This is a genomic window from Pseudomonas sp. GW822-FHT01E03, from assembly GCF_058802985.1.
The window spans coordinates 60,813-75,150 of record NZ_JBXAOQ010000003.1; the positions used below are offsets into that span (position 1 = coordinate 60,813).

The window sequence follows — 14,338 nt, forward strand, 5'->3', positions numbered from 1 at the left end:
TATGAGCGCATCCCTGCGTAGCGTCGACGGTCAAGACGAAGCCACCATCTTGCGTGAAATCCAGAGTGCCCTGCGCGATCTGCGCTTTGGCGCCGTGGAAATCACCGTGCACAACGCCCAGGTGGTGCAGATCGAACGCAAGGAAAAATTCCGTTTGCAGCAGCCGGGCAACAAGTCGGGCTGAGGCGAATCAGGCAACGCGATATCCCATAAGAAAAAGCCAACAAACCAAGAATTCCAGGAGCTTTCACCATGTCGTCGATTCGTCATTTCGCTTTGGCCGCCCTGGCCAGCGCCCTTTTTGCCGGTTCCGCCGTTGCCAAGGACTATGAGCTGCTCAACGTGTCATACGACCCGACCCGCGAGCTGTATCAGGACTACAACGCCGAATTCATCAAGTTCTGGCAAAAGGACCACGCCGGTGACTCCGTGAAAATCCAGCAATCCCACGGCGGTTCGGGCAAGCAGGGTCGGGCGGTGATCGATGGCCTGCGTGCCGACGTCGTGACCCTGGCCCTGGCCGGCGATATCGACGAAATCGCCAAGCTTGGCAAGTCCCTGCCGGCGGACTGGCAAAAGCGCCTGCCGGACGCCAGCACGCCTTACACCTCGACCATCGTGTTCCTGGTGCGCAAGGGCAACCCTAAAGGCATCAAGGACTGGGGCGACCTGATCAAGAATGATGTCTCGGTGATCACACCAAATCCGAAAACCTCCGGCGGTGCGCGCTGGAACTTCCTCGCGGCCTGGGCCTATGGCCTGAAAGCCAATGGCGGCGACGAAGCCAAGGCCAAGGAATACGTGCAAACCCTGTTCAAGCACGTGCCAGTGCTGGATACCGGCGCCCGCGGCTCGACCATTACCTTCGTCAACAACGGCCAGGGCGACGTATTGCTGGCCTGGGAAAACGAAGCCTTCCTGGCCCTGAAAGAAGAGGGTGGCGCCGACAAGTTCGACATCGTCGTGCCTTCGCTGTCGATCCTTGCTGAGCCGCCGGTGGCGGTAGTCGACAAAAATGCCGAGAAAAAGGGCAACGAGCAGATCGCCGAAGCCTATCTCAAGCACCTGTACAGCCCGGCCGGCCAGGAAATCGCGGCGAAGAACTTCTATCGTCCACGTGATAAGGACGTGGCTGCCAAGTACGCCCAGCAGTTCCCGAAACTGGAGCTGGTGAGCATTGACAAGGACTTCGGCGGCTGGAAAACCGCACAGCCGAAATTCTTCAACGATGGAGGGGTGTTCGACCAGATCTATCAGGCGCAGTAATCTTAAATAGCCATCAACGAGCCCCGGATTCACCTCCGGGGCTCAGTGCGTTCTCAACCAAGGACTTTTATGTCGCGTCGTATTTCCCCCGTCATACCCGGCTTCGGGCTGACGCTGGGCTACACCTTGGTGTACCTCAGCCTGATTGTGCTCATACCACTGGCGGCGATGTTCGTGCATGCCGCTCAACTCACCTGGGATCAGTTCTGGGCAATCATCTCGGCACCACGGGTGCTGGCCGCGTTGAAGCTCAGCTTCGGCACCGCCCTGTGTGCCGCGATCATCAACGGCATCATTGGCACGCTGCTGGCCTGGGTATTAGTGCGCTATACCTTCCCTGGGCGAAAAGTGATCGATGCAATGATCGACTTGCCGTTCGCATTGCCCACGGCGGTGGCCGGTATTGCGCTGACGGCGTTGTACACCCCTACCGGTCTGGTCGGTCAGTTTGCGGCGGATCTGGGTTTCAAGATCGCCTACACCCCTCTGGGCATCACCCTTGCCCTCACTTTTGTGACACTTCCATTCGTAGTACGTACCGTACAGCCAGTATTGGCGGATATTCCTCGTGAAGTCGAGGAAGCGGCGGCGTGCCTGGGTGCAAAACCCTTGCAGGTTTTCCGCCATATCCTGCTGCCGGCACTGCTTCCGGCATGGCTTACCGGATTCGCTCTGGCCTTTGCCCGCGGGGTCGGCGAGTACGGTTCGGTGATTTTCATCGCCGGCAACATGCCGATGAAAACCGAGATTCTGCCGCTGTTGATCATGGTCAAGCTCGACCAATACGATTACACCGGCGCTACCTCCATTGGTGTACTGATGCTGGTGGTTTCCTTCGTCCTGTTGCTGCTGATCAACTTGTTGCAGCGGCGCATCGAAACCCCATAAGGAGGCGCACCCATGTCCCAATCGTCTATTGCTGCCGCTTCCTCGAACGCTGCCCGCCGTGGCAGCGCGACCTCGCGGCGAATCCTGATCGGCCTTGGCTGGCTGATTTTTGCGCTCTTCCTGTTGCTGCCGCTGTTCATCGTGGTCTCCCAAGGGCTGAAGCTCGGCCTCGGTGCGTTTTTCACCGCGATCTTTGAGCCGGACGCGCTGTCGGCGCTGAAACTCACGGTCATCGCCGTGTTGATTTCGGTGCCGCTGAACCTGGTGTTTGGTGTCAGTGCCGCGTGGTGTGTGAGCAAGTACTCGTTCCGCGGCAAGAGCATGCTGGTGACACTGATCGACCTGCCGTTCTCGGTGTCGCCGGTGATCGCCGGTCTGGTCTATGTGCTGATGTTCGGCGCCCAAGGCCTGTTCGGCCCATGGTTGCAGGACCACGACATCCAGATCGTCTTCGCCCTGCCGGGCATCGTGCTGGCGACGATCTTCGTCACCGTGCCGTTCGTTGCCCGTGAACTGATCCCGCTGATGCAGGAGCAAGGTACCCAGGAAGAGGAGGCCGCGCGCCTGCTCGGGGCCAACGGCTGGCAGATGTTCTGGCACGTCACCGTGCCCAACATCAAATGGGGCCTGATCTACGGCGTGGTGTTGTGTACCGCGCGGGCCATGGGGGAGTTCGGTGCGGTGTCGGTGGTTTCCGGGCACATTCGCGGGGTGACCAACACTCTGCCGTTGCACGTTGAGATCCTCTACAACGAATACAACCACGTGGCCGCGTTCGCCGTGGCGAGCCTGTTGCTGATCCTGGCGCTCTTCATCCTGCTGCTCAAGCAGTGGAGCGAAAACCGTATTAACCGCCTGCGCGCCAGCGCCGCGGAGGAATAATTCATGTCGATCGAAGTGCGTAATGTCAGCAAGAACTTCCACGCGTTCAAGGCGCTGGACAACATCAGCCTGGACATCCAGAGCGGCGAACTCGTCGCGTTGCTCGGTCCGTCGGGCTGCGGCAAGACCACGCTGCTGCGAATCATCGCCGGCCTGGAGACCCCGGACCAGGGCAACATCGTGTTCCACGGTGAAGACGTTTCCGGGCATGACGTGCGTGATCGCAACGTCGGTTTCGTGTTCCAGCACTACGCCCTGTTCCGCCACATGACGGTGTTCGACAACGTCGCGTTCGGCCTGCGCATGAAACCGAAAAACCAGCGCCCGAGCGAAAGCCAGATCGCCACCAAAGTCCACGAACTGCTGAATATGGTGCAGCTGGATTGGCTGTCGGATCGCTATCCGGAACAACTCTCCGGCGGTCAGCGCCAGCGCATCGCCCTGGCCCGGGCGCTGGCGGTGGAGCCGAAAGTGCTGCTGCTCGACGAACCTTTCGGCGCCCTCGACGCCAAGGTCCGTAAAGAGCTGCGTCGCTGGTTGGCGCGCCTGCACGAAGACATCAACCTGACCTCGGTGTTCGTCACCCACGACCAGGAAGAAGCGATGGAAGTCGCCGACCGTATCGTGGTGATGAACAAGGGTGTGATCGAGCAGATCGGCTCACCGGGTGACGTCTACGAAAACCCGGCCAGCGATTTCGTCTATCACTTCCTCGGTGATTCGAACCGTCTGCACCTGGGCGAAGACAGGCACGTGCTGTTCCGCCCGCACGAGGTGTCGCTGTCACGCCATGAACTGGAAGACCACCACGCGGCGGAAGTGCGGGACATTCGTCCGCTGGGCGCGACAACACGGGTGACGCTGAAGGTTGAAGGGCAGAGCGATCTGATCGAAGCCGAAGTGGTCAAGGATCACGATAGCCTGATCGGGTTGGCGAAGGGAGAGACGCTGTTCTTCAAGCCGAAGGTCTGGCAGAAACTCGCGAATATCTAAAGCAAAAGCATCGCGAGCAAGCTCGCTCCCACAGGGGTTCTATGTGCACCATAGATCCTCTGTGGGAGCGAGCTTGCTCGCGATTGCTATCTAAACAGCGGCACGTTTCGGATTGACCCGTACCCCACCCGCCCGCGCCTCGATCTGCTCTTTCAGGTCATGCCGCATCCCCAGCATGAACGCCAGCTCGGCCACCACAAACAACGGCCCGACAATCAATCCCGTCACATCATCGACGAACGCCGGTTTGCGCCCTTCGTAGTGATGGCCGACAAACTGAATCGCCCAACCGATCACGAACATCGCCACGCCGCTGCCCAGCCAGACCAGCGTGCTTTGCTGCGCCAGCGCATGACCGGCCCACACGGACAGCCCGAGCAACACAGTCATCAACACGCCCAGGCGCAACTCCAGGCGCAGGTAAAACCACGCCGATGCCAGCGAGACGAGCACCGCCGGTGAGATCCACACGCCGCCCAGCGACCACTCCGGCCGGGACAGCAACACCGCGACGGCGACCACGATCAGCGGAATGCCGATAAAGTGCGAGGCGATGTTGCGCGGGTCACGGTGGTAGGCGGCGTATTGACTGAGGTGGTCGACCAGGCTTTTCATTGTTGTTCTCCTGTAGGGTGATTGATCATGCCCCGGGGCCATTTCCCACTCTGTCAGCCAGGCGACAATCTCTAGGAGTTTTCATGGATATGCAGGTCTGGCGTCCACGCCTGATGAGCGGTCAGTGGTTCAGCCATTTGCCTGTTTCCCTACAGGATAGCCTGCTGTCGGCGGCCAGGCTGCGGCGCTTGTCTGCGGGCCAGCGGCTGTTCAAGCGTGGCGATCCGCCCTGTGGCCTGTACGCGGTGCTTGAAGGCGCGGTGCGCGTCGGTGCCGTCAGCGAGCAAGGCAAGGAAGCGTTGCTGAGCCTGGTGGAGCCGCCGCACTGGTTCGGCGAAATCTGCCTGTTCGATGGCCAGCCACGCACCCACGATGCGTACGGCGTGGGCCAGTGCACGCTGCTGCACATTCCCCAGAACACCTTGCTGGCGCTGCTCGACGAGCATCCGCAGCACTGGCGGCAACTGGCATTGCTGATGAGCCAGAAGTTGCGCATGACCTTCATCAACCTCGAACAACTGAGCCTGTTGCCGGCCCCGGCACGGCTGGCGCACCGCTTGTTGATGATCGCCGAAGGCTATGGCGAGACCATTCCTGCGCGCCGCGTCCTGCAACTGCCCCAGGAGCAGCTTGCTTCAATGCTGTCGCTGTCGCGCCAGACCACCAACCAGATTCTCAAGGAGTTGCAGGGGCAGGGGATCATCGGGCTGAGTTACGGCGAAATTGAAATCCTCGATGCCGCCCGGTTGCGGGAGCTGGCCTCGATTTAACTGTTTACGCAGGCCCATTGTGGGAGCGAGCTTGCTCGCGATGACGGTGTGTCAGTCTCCAGGTGTGTCGACTGACCGTCCGCAATCGCGAGCAAGCTCGCTCCCACAGGGGATCCGGATCAATCACCGCAACCCATCCCGAAACTGCCCCGGCGTCATCCCCGTCCAGCGCTTGAACGCGCGGCTGAAGCTGCTGGTGTCGGCAAATCCGAGCAGATAACTGATTTCGCTCAGCGACACCTGCGGGTCGCGCAGGTGCAGCAGCGCGAGGTTTTCGCGGCTTTCGTTGAGCAACGTGTCGAACCGGCAGCCTTCATCGGCCAGGTGCCGTTGCAGGCTGCGCAGGCTCAGGTGCAGGGCCTTGGCGATGTGTTCGGCGCTGGGTTCGCCTTCGGGCAGTTGTTCTTCAATGGCATCGCGAACCTTGCGCTCCCAGGTCAGCGGCTTGAGTTGCGCCAGGGTGCGCTTGAGCACGGTTTCATTGTGTTCGGCCAGTTCCGGGTTGGCGTCATCCAGGTGGCTGTCGAAGTCGACGAGGGCGAACTCCAGCCGGTCTTCGTCGGCGCCGAAGTACATGGGCGAGCGGAAGACCTTATGCCATTGGTGCGCGTCCGTCGGCTCCGGGCGACGCAGGTAGGTCGCCAGTGGCGCGTAGTCGCGACCCAGGCGATTGCGGCAGGTGCGCACGTAAATCGCCATGAACGCATCGATGGCTTCGAAGGCTGGGGCGGGGTTACCGGCCGGGATTTTCAGGCTGAAACGGTAGCGATCCTCGGCACGGGTCAGTTCCAGTTCCAGGGCATCGCTGACCACCTGGTGATAGCGCACGATGCGCTCGAACACTTCCCGCAGGCTGCCGCTGGCCACCAGCGCATAACCCAGCGCATGGAAGGTGGTCGGGCTGACGAAACGCGAAACCCGCAAACCGATCGCCGGGTCACCGCTGGTCTGCACCGCCAGATTCCACAGGTGCGTGGTGCCCGACAGCGGATAGCGCGCGTTCGGGTCGTCCATCAGTTGCGGGTCGAGCCCCGCTTGCTGGCACAGGGCGGTGCTGTCGATGCCCAGGGCATCGAGTTGCTTGCGCAGGGCGCGGGTCCAGCTGGCGAGGGAGGTCGGTTCAGTCATGCTGATTGGCGCTTCCGGTCAACAGGTTGGCGTTCTCGGCTACCGCCTTGCAGAGGTTTCCAAGGCAGGATGCAACCATCAATAACCAGAGGATGGAAGCATGAGCGGTACTTCTGCAAGCCCCCAACGACTGAATGCAGCCCAACGATCGGCCCATATCCGCGAAGTGGTGCTGGCCAGAGGCGTCGAGCTGCGCGAGCAATACCCGATTCTCAAGCATCAGGACGCCCTCGGCGCAGGCATTCTGACCTTCGCCATCGCCGGTATGGTCGGCTCAGCGGCGCTCTACATGAGCGGGCACATGGCGTGGTGGGCGTGCCTGCTGCTCAACGCGTTTTTCGCCTCGTTGACCCATGAGCTGGAGCACGACCTGATCCACAGCATGTACTTCCGCAAGCAGAAGGTGCCGCACAACCTGATGATGGGGCTGGTGTGGCTGGCGCGGCCGAGCACTATCAATCCGTGGATTCGCCGCCATCTGCACCTCAATCACCACAAGGTGTCGGGCTCTGAAACCGATATGGAAGAACGCGCCATTACCAACGGCGAACCATGGGGCATCGCGCGATTCTTGATGATTGGCGACAACATGATGTCGTCGTTCATCCGCATGCTGCGGGCCAAGACCTGGGCGCAAAAGATCAGCATCGTCCAGCGCACCCTGAAGGTCTACGCACCGCTGGCGCTGATGCATTGGGGCGCCTGGTACGTGTTTCTCGGTTTCCACGCAGCGAACGGCGTTGCACATCTGATGGGTGCACCGATCGAGTGGTCGGCGACCACGTTGTCGGTGATGCAGGTGATCGACATCGCGGCAGTGGTGATCATCGGCCCGAACGTGTTGCGCACGTTCTGCCTGCACTTCATCAGCTCGAACATGCACTACTACGGTGACGTGGAGCCGGGCAACGTGATGCAGCAGACGCAAGTGCTGAACGCGTGGTGGCTGTGGCCGTTGCAGGCGTTCTGCTTCAACTTCGGCAGCAGCCACGGGATCCATCACTTTGTGGTGAAGGAACCGTTCTACATCCGGCAGCTCACCGTGCCGGTGGGACACAAGGTGATGCGCGAGATGGGTGTGCGGTTCAATGATTTCGGCACGTTTGCGCGGGCCAACCGGTTTGAGCGCAAGGACGAATTGGTCGGGGATAAGGTGCGTACGGCTCGGGCTTGATGGTTGTTTGTTAAGGCCTCATCGCGAGCAAGCTCGCTCCCACAGGGTGTGTCGGTGTGAATGCGATCTTTGCATCACATCGGCCAGTGTGGGAGCGAGCTTGCTCGCGATAGCGGTGGTTCAGGTTGAATCAATCCGGCTGAAACGGCGACTCACTCAAGATCACCCCTGTCTCATCCACATACCGCTGCCAATGTTCGATCAAGGCACTGAGCTTCTGCGGTTGGCTCGACGCCAGGTCATGAATCTCCCCCGGATCATTGCCCAGGTCATACAACTGCCAGGTCGCCGGCCCCACCGGTCCCGGGATGTAGACCGCCTTCCATTGCCCTTGCCGAATCGCCCGTCGTCCGAACAATTCCCAACCGGTGACGGTGTGCTCGTCATGCACTTGCGCCGTCTCGCCCGACAAGAACCCAAGCCACGACTTGCCTCGAACTTCCGCCACGGGTTTGCCGTGCCACTGCTTGCCTGGATGACGCACGCCGGCCAGATCAAGAATGGTCGGCGTGATGTCCATCACCGTGCCAAACCCATGGCTGATCTGGCCCTTGAGCGGCAGCTGCGGGTAGTGCACCAGTGCCGGAACACGGATCCCGCCTTCGGTCGTGAAGGCTTTGAACAGCCGCGACGGCGCGGTCGCCACTTGCGCCCAGTTCGGCCCGTACCAGACGTAGGAGTTGGCGCGACCGATGTTGTCCAGGCTGTTGTCATAATGCTGGTTGAGATAGGTCAGCAACTGCGGGCCGAATTTCGGAAAGGCCTCCAGCAACGCCCCTTCGGCACCGTTATCGGACATGAACAGGATGAAGGTGTTGTCCAGTTGCCCTTGCTGGCGCAAGTAATCGACAACCCGCCCGATGTTCCAGTCCATGCGCTCGACCATCGCCGCATAAACCTCCATGGCCCGCGCGGAGATCTGCCGTTGCTCGTCGTTCAGGGCGTCCCATTGTGCAGTCAACTGGATCAACGGATGCGGCTCGACATCGGCCTCGATCAGCCCCAGTTTCTTGAGTTTTTCCAGACGCTCTAGTCGTAGTACTTCAGGGCCGGCGTCATAGCGCCCGCGGTATTTTTCCACCACCTCGGCCGGTGCCTGCAGCGGCCAGTGAGGTGCGGAAAACGGCAGGTAGGCGAAGAACGGCCGGGTCTGGTCGCGCTCCTTGAGGTATTGCAGCAGCTTGTCGCCAAAGGCATCGGATGAATAAAAATCCTTCGGCAGTTCATCGATGAATTGGTCGTCTTCGATGTACAGCGCCGGGGTGGATTTCAGTAGCCGTGGCGTCGTTTCATCGTAGGTCGGCTCGAAGCCGTAATGGTTGGCCGCGCCGGGCAACAGCGAAAACGAACGCTCGAAACCCCGGGCGTGAGGCGCCAGCTCTGCGGTCAGGCCCAGGTGCCATTTGCCGCTCATCAAGGTCTGGTAACCGGCCTCGCGCAGCAGTTCGGGCAGGGCGACCACGCGGTCGTTCAGGTGTCCTTCGTAGCCCGGTTTGCCGATCAGGTCCGGGGTCAGTGCTTCGGCCATGGTGCCGATGCCGGCGATGTGGTGGTCAGTACCGGTGAGCAGCATCGAGCGGGTTGGCGAGCAGGTCGGCGCGGTGTGAAAATCGGTCAGGCGCAGGCCATTGTTGGCCAGTGCATCGAGATTCGGCGTGTTGATTTCGCCACCGAAGGCGCCGATGTCGGAAAAGCCCAGGTCATCGGCCAGGATCACTAGAAAGTTGGGACGTTGCGGCATCAAGAATTTCCTTTTTCAGTAGGCAATGAAGGACAACGGCAGATCGCGGACCTGCACCGGCACGGGGGGCTGGTAGTGATCGTCGCTGGTGAGTTCGTGAAGCAGTTCCTCGCGTAACTGGTGGAAGTCGAAACTGCTGCGCTGGCGCGGATGGGGCAGGGCAATGTCGACCACTTGTTTGATCCGCCCCGGACGCGGCTCCATCACCACGACACGGTCGGCGAGGAAGATCGCTTCCTCGACATCGTGGGTGACCAGCACGGTGGTGATTTTTGCCCGGGCGCGGATCGCCAACAGTTCGTCCTGCATCTGCTGGCGGGTCAGTGCATCGAGGGCGCCGAAGGGCTCATCCAGCAGCAGAATCCGTGGGCTGGCCACCAGGCCGCGAGCAATGGCCACGCGCTGGGCCATGCCGCCGGAGAGTTGGTGCGGATAGGCGCGGGCGAAGTCGCCCAGGCCCACCAGTTCGATGAAATCATGGATGCGCCTGTGCTTTTGCGCAGCGCTCAATGGCTCGTTGACCAGGCCCAGGCCGATGTTGTCGGCCACGCTCAGCCACGGGAACAAGCGGTGTTCCTGAAAGACGATGCCGCGCTCGCCGCCGATGCCGGTGACGGCTTTTCCGTCCACGCTGATTTGCCCGCGAAACTGCGTATCGAGGCCCACCAGCAGCCGCAGCAAAGTGGATTTGCCGCAACCGCTGGAGCCGACAATGGCGACGAACTCGCCCTCGGCGATGTCCAGGTTGAATTCGCGAATGGCCTCAAGTGTGAAGCCGTCGACGTCGAAGGTTTTGCCCACGTGATTGAAGCTGACAATCGGTGCGTTCATGCGTGTCTCCAGCGAGTGGCGCGGATTTCCAGGCGTTGGCCAATGAGGTTGAGCAGGGCGCCGGTCAGGCCCACCAGCAGCATGCCGGCCATGATCAGGTCCATGCGCAGCAGTTGCTGGGCGCCGATCATCTGGCTGCCGATGCCGCCGTTGGACGGCATGAAGTATTCAGCGCCAATGGTGCCGAGCCAGGCGTAGATAAGGCTCAGCCGAAGCCCTGCAAAAATCCCTGGCGCCGCGCCCGGTAGTACCAGTCGAACCAGGCGCTGACGCAGACTCAGGCGCAACACCTGCGCTGCCTCGTTCAGTTGCGGCGAGAGGTGGGCGACGCTGCGTTGGGTGGCGATAAACAACGGGAAAAAGGCGGCGAGGGCAACGAACACCCACTTGGCCAATTCCCCCAGGCCGAACCACGCGGTGAGCAGTGGCACCCAGGCGAATATGGCGATCTGACGGATGGCGGCGAGGGTTGGGCCGAGCACGCGTTCACTGGTGCGCGACAACCCCAGCAGCAATCCCAAGGCAAACCCGAGCCCGCCGCCGAGCAGCAACCCGCCAAGGGTTCGGCCTAGGCTCAGGGCCATGCCACCAAGCAATGTGCCGTCGAGCAAACCATCCCGAGTGGTCTGCAGGACGGCCAGCGGGCTGACCAGAATGTTCGCGTCAATCCATTGCTGATCCGAGGTCAGTTGCCACAACGCCAGAAGCGCCAGTGGCAGCAGCCACGGTTGCAATCGCTGCCAACCTTGATAACGCGGCCCGCGACGGATTTCGGCCGTGGCCGGGTGCGGCCAGTGCACCAGTTTCCTGTCCAGCAAACCGATGCCGCGATCCATCGCCACACCGATCAAGCCGATCAGCACGATGCACACGAACACGATGTCGAGCATGAACAGCTGCCGCGCCCAGACCATCAGGTAGCCGATGCCTTCACTGGAAGCGAGCAGTTCAACAGCGAGCAGTGAAGTCCAGCCGGCGGCCAGTGCGAGGCGCACACCGGCCATGAATGCCGGCAGTGCGGCAGGCAGCACCAGGCGTCGGATCAACAGGTGCCTGGGCAGGCGCAACACGGCGGCGGCTTCGCGCAGTTTTGGTTGTGCATCGCGCACACCGACCAGTGTATGCAGGGTCACCGGCACCACGATGGCCTTGATCAACACCACCAGTTTCAGCACTTCGCCAATGCCGAAAAACACCATGAACAATGGAATCCAGGCCAGGGTCGGAACTTGCGCCAACCCGGCAAAGGTTGGAAATACCAGGCGCTCCAGTCGACGACTGAAGCCCAGTGCGGCACCCAAAACCGCACCTGCGCTGATCCCGGCCAGCAGCCCCCAGAACAAGCGTTGCAGGCTGATCCACAAATGGCTCCACAACTCGCCTTGGGACAGTTCCAGTGCGCTGCTCCAGACCAGGCTCGGCGCCGGCAGGATCTGCTCGCTCATCCAGTGATTGCGGCTGGCGAGCCACCACAGCGCAAACAGGCTGAGGGGTAATAGCCAGGGCAAGAGCCGCTGGCTCAGCGTCGGCCAACGCCGTCGACCATCAAGCCGAGGTGCGGCCAGCGGTAGGCTCAGAAGGGAAACACGGGCCATGGGTGACCTCCGTTGTCGGGTTGCAATACAGGCCTGCTTTTTTGTGGGAGCGAGCTTGCTCGCGATGAGGGCGTGTCAGGCGACTCATGTACTGGATGACACACCGCTATCGCGAGCAAGCCCGCTCCCACAGGGTCCAAGGCGTATGCAAAATTGATCTATAAAAATTAAAATCAATACTATTGAGAGATAAGCGAAACCATTTAAGGCCTCCATAAGCCACTGCATCCAATGCATTCGAAGAATATTTTTGATGCTGCCAAGGCATACGCCACGGAGAGGTCCGCAGGCGTTGATATAGATCCAAATAGTCTAAAAATGTGAATTTATAGTATTTAAGTGTTGGTTCTACTTGGGCCTACTTTCGGCTCCTCAACGCCCGTTGCCTCAAGGAGCCGCACCCATGAACCTTCCCTTCAAACGTGTCATCAGTCTGTTCGCCGCACCGGCCCTGGCGGGTCTGCTGGCTTTCACGGCCAACGCTGGTGAACTCAAGGAAATCCGCATCGCCGTGCCGGACCTGAGTGCCGGTACCCAGCACAGTGGTGGCGGTGTCGTGGATGTGCTGCGTGATCAACAGATCTTCGAAAAGGCTTTCGCCGATCAAGGCATCAAGATTCAGTGGAGCTTCTTCAAGGGCGCAGGCCCGGTGATCAACGAGGCGTTCGCCAACGGTCAAGTGGACCTGGCCTACCTCGGCGATCTGGCGGCCATCATCGGCAAGTCCAATGGTCTGGACACGCGACTGCTCAGCGCCTCGGCGCGCGGGGTGAAGCATTACCTCGGCGTGGTGCCGGGTTCAGGGATCAAGACCCTGCAGGACCTCAAGGGCAAACGCGTGGCCATCTTCCGTGGCACCGCCAGCCAGCTGTCCTTCGACGCGGCGCTGGCTAGCCAGGGGTTGAGCGAGAAGGATGTGAAAGTCATCAACCTCGACTTCAACGCGGCAGTCGCGGCGCTGGCGGCGAAGCAGATCGATGCCTCGTGGGGCGGTTCCGGGCTGACGGCGTTGCAAGCCAAGGGGCTGGCCGAGTTACCGCTAAACACTAAGGATCTGGGCGGTGCGGGCAGCGTGCAGGCGGTGCTGATAGGGACTGGAAAGTTTGTCGATGCGCATCCGGAGGCGGTGGCGAAATTGCTCAAGGCCCAACAGCAGGCCGTGGAGTGGCTGACCCAGGACAGCAACAAGGACGCCTACATTCAGTTGGTGTCGGGGCTGGCGAGCTATCCGGCGGTTATCCTCACGCAGGACCTGAAGGATCAGAAACTGAGCGAGGTGTTCCCCTCGACGCTTGACCCGGTGTTCCTCGGCAAATTGCAGGATGCCGTGGACCTGGCTTCGCAGCAGAAGCTGATTCGCAAGTCGTTCAAGGTCAGTGATTGGGTGGTGCCGGAGTTGGCTGCTGCGAAGCTCTGAATCTTTAGTGAATTCATTGGCCTCATCGCGAGCAAGCTCGCTCCCACACTGACCGTGTGAACACTGGAGATCCCCTGTGGGAGCGAGCTTGCTCGCGATGAGGCCCTAAACCGCAACGGGCATCTGCTGCCTGTCCACCGCCACCAACGTCTCGATCATCGCCCGCGCCGCCGGTGACAACCGGAACCCCGTGCGGCTGACAATCCCGCACCGCGCATTCATGCTCTCAATGTTCTGCGGCAGGTTGCGCCAGTGCAGCAGCACCAGCGAGCCCTGGGCAATGTCTTCAACAAACGCTTCTTCAGTCCCCACGCCGATGGCATTGGATTGCAGCACCACTTTCACCAGTGCCGGAAAATGTTCGGTCTCGATGGTCGGTGAAAAATCCACCCGCCCACTGAGGTTCGCCAGCAGTTTGCGAATGCCCGGCGGGATCTTCGTAGTCGCCAGCGGGTAATCAAACATGTCGTTGGTCGACAGGCTCTCCTTGGCCAGCAGCGGATGCCCTGGCCGGCAGAAAAACACGCCGCGCTTGGGCGTCAGAGCCTGGGTCTGGAAGTTCGGATCGGACTCGAAATGGCGGATGTCGGCGATGAAGAATTCGATCTCTTCACGGCTCAGGGCGCGGCTGAGTTTCTCCCAGTTATCCACCTCGAAACAGGTGCGCACTTTCGGGTGCGCGTTGATGAACTGCGCCACCGCATCCGGTACCAGTTTCACCGCCGGTGCCGGGCCGCAACCGAAGCGCAGTTCACCGGCATCGAGCTTGGTCATCTGCGTCACTTCGCAGCTGAGCAGCGCAGCACCCTGCACCAGGCTGCGGGCATGTTGCAGCACCACCAGGCCTTCGGGGGTGGGGCGCAGATCCTTGTTGCCACGGTCCACCAGGACGCAGCCGAACTCCTGCTCCAGCCCCTGAATGCTGCGGCTGAAGGCCGGCTGGGTAATGCCCATGGCCTCGGCCGCGCGCACGAAACTGCGGTGTTCGTCGAGGGCGATGAAGTAACGCAACTGGCGAAGATCCATATGCTTTTCCGG

The 14,338-nt window shown here is 60.9% G+C and carries 14 protein-coding genes; 8 read left to right on the top strand and 6 right to left on the bottom strand.

Annotated elements, in window-relative coordinates; translation table 11 throughout:
• Window position 1: 1 nt before the first annotated feature.
• From oscA to AC1RP7_RS06420, 5 genes are all read left to right on the top strand, one after another.
• A complete protein-coding gene (gene oscA, locus AC1RP7_RS06400) occupies window positions 2-184 on the top strand; it encodes a sulfur starvation response protein OscA (protein ID WP_056726967.1) in 183 nt (60 codons plus the stop codon).
• Between the two features lie 68 nt (window positions 185-252).
• Complete coding sequence (locus AC1RP7_RS06405) at window positions 253-1,266, top strand: sulfate ABC transporter substrate-binding protein (RefSeq protein ID WP_102672718.1); 1,014 nt, start codon at window positions 253-255, stop codon at window positions 1,264-1,266.
• A gap of 69 nt (window positions 1,267-1,335) precedes the next feature.
• Window positions 1,336-2,154 (top strand): sulfate ABC transporter permease subunit CysT, encoded by an 819-nt coding sequence (gene cysT / locus AC1RP7_RS06410; RefSeq protein ID WP_007972956.1) that lies wholly within the window; start codon window positions 1,336-1,338, stop codon window positions 2,152-2,154.
• A gap of 12 nt (window positions 2,155-2,166) precedes the next feature.
• Window positions 2,167-3,036, top strand: a complete 870-nt coding sequence (cysW, locus tag AC1RP7_RS06415; protein ID WP_007972954.1) for a sulfate ABC transporter permease subunit CysW — start codon at window positions 2,167-2,169, stop codon at window positions 3,034-3,036.
• A 3-nt stretch (window positions 3,037-3,039) separates the two neighbouring features.
• Window positions 3,040-4,029 carry a sulfate/molybdate ABC transporter ATP-binding protein gene (locus AC1RP7_RS06420; RefSeq protein WP_057712512.1) on the top strand — a complete coding sequence of 330 codons (990 nt, stop codon included), beginning with the start codon at window positions 3,040-3,042 and terminating at the stop codon, window positions 4,027-4,029.
• A 90-nt stretch (window positions 4,030-4,119) separates the two neighbouring features.
• Here the strand turns inward: AC1RP7_RS06420 and AC1RP7_RS06425 are convergent, their stop codons facing one another.
• Entirely contained in the window at window positions 4,120-4,644 is a 525-nt protein-coding gene (locus AC1RP7_RS06425; protein ID WP_090452436.1) for an Mpo1 family 2-hydroxy fatty acid dioxygenase, read from the bottom strand.
• An 83-nt stretch (window positions 4,645-4,727) separates the two neighbouring features.
• On the opposite strand from AC1RP7_RS06425, the gene AC1RP7_RS06430 reads away from it, so the two are divergent.
• On the top strand, window positions 4,728-5,414 hold the full coding sequence (locus AC1RP7_RS06430; RefSeq protein WP_492625134.1) for a Crp/Fnr family transcriptional regulator: 687 nt from the start codon (window positions 4,728-4,730) through the stop codon (window positions 5,412-5,414).
• 123 nt (window positions 5,415-5,537) lie between these two features.
• Here AC1RP7_RS06430 and AC1RP7_RS06435 read toward each other — a convergent pair whose 3' ends face one another.
• Window positions 5,538-6,542: an AraC family transcriptional regulator gene (locus tag AC1RP7_RS06435; protein ID WP_057712509.1), complete on the bottom strand. Its 1,005-nt coding sequence runs from the start codon at window positions 6,540-6,542 to the stop codon at window positions 5,538-5,540.
• 100 nt (window positions 6,543-6,642) lie between these two features.
• On the opposite strand from AC1RP7_RS06435, the gene AC1RP7_RS06440 reads away from it, so the two are divergent.
• Window positions 6,643-7,716, top strand: coding sequence for a fatty acid desaturase (locus AC1RP7_RS06440; RefSeq protein WP_057712508.1), 1,074 nt, complete (start codon window positions 6,643-6,645; stop codon window positions 7,714-7,716).
• 130 nt (window positions 7,717-7,846) lie between these two features.
• On the opposite strand, the gene AC1RP7_RS06445 is transcribed toward AC1RP7_RS06440, so the two are convergent.
• From AC1RP7_RS06445 to AC1RP7_RS06455, 3 genes are read right to left on the bottom strand one after another with little or no spacing between them, the layout of a single operon-like run.
• The gene (locus tag AC1RP7_RS06445; RefSeq protein ID WP_090452443.1) at window positions 7,847-9,457 is read right to left on the bottom strand and encodes an arylsulfatase; all 1,611 of its coding nucleotides are present in this window, start codon (window positions 9,455-9,457) and stop codon (window positions 7,847-7,849) included.
• Window positions 9,458-9,472: 15 nt separating this feature from the next.
• Window positions 9,473-10,288 carry an ABC transporter ATP-binding protein gene (locus tag AC1RP7_RS06450; protein WP_057712506.1) on the bottom strand — a complete coding sequence of 272 codons (816 nt, stop codon included), beginning with the start codon at window positions 10,286-10,288 and terminating at the stop codon, window positions 9,473-9,475.
• Window positions 10,285-11,883, bottom strand: a complete 1,599-nt coding sequence (locus AC1RP7_RS06455) for an ABC transporter permease (RefSeq protein ID WP_493181482.1) — start codon at window positions 11,881-11,883, stop codon at window positions 10,285-10,287. Before AC1RP7_RS06455 ends, AC1RP7_RS06450 begins: the two co-directional genes overlap by 4 nt.
• Window positions 11,884-12,286: 403 nt before the next feature.
• On the opposite strand from AC1RP7_RS06455, the gene AC1RP7_RS06460 reads away from it, so the two are divergent.
• Entirely contained in the window at window positions 12,287-13,300 is a 1,014-nt protein-coding gene (locus AC1RP7_RS06460) for an ABC transporter substrate-binding protein (protein WP_102670652.1), read from the top strand.
• Between the two features lie 105 nt (window positions 13,301-13,405).
• Here AC1RP7_RS06460 and AC1RP7_RS06465 read toward each other — a convergent pair whose 3' ends face one another.
• Window positions 13,406-14,326: a LysR family transcriptional regulator gene (locus AC1RP7_RS06465; protein ID WP_218495399.1), complete on the bottom strand. Its 921-nt coding sequence runs from the start codon at window positions 14,324-14,326 to the stop codon at window positions 13,406-13,408.
• Window positions 14,327-14,338 lie beyond the last annotated feature (12 nt).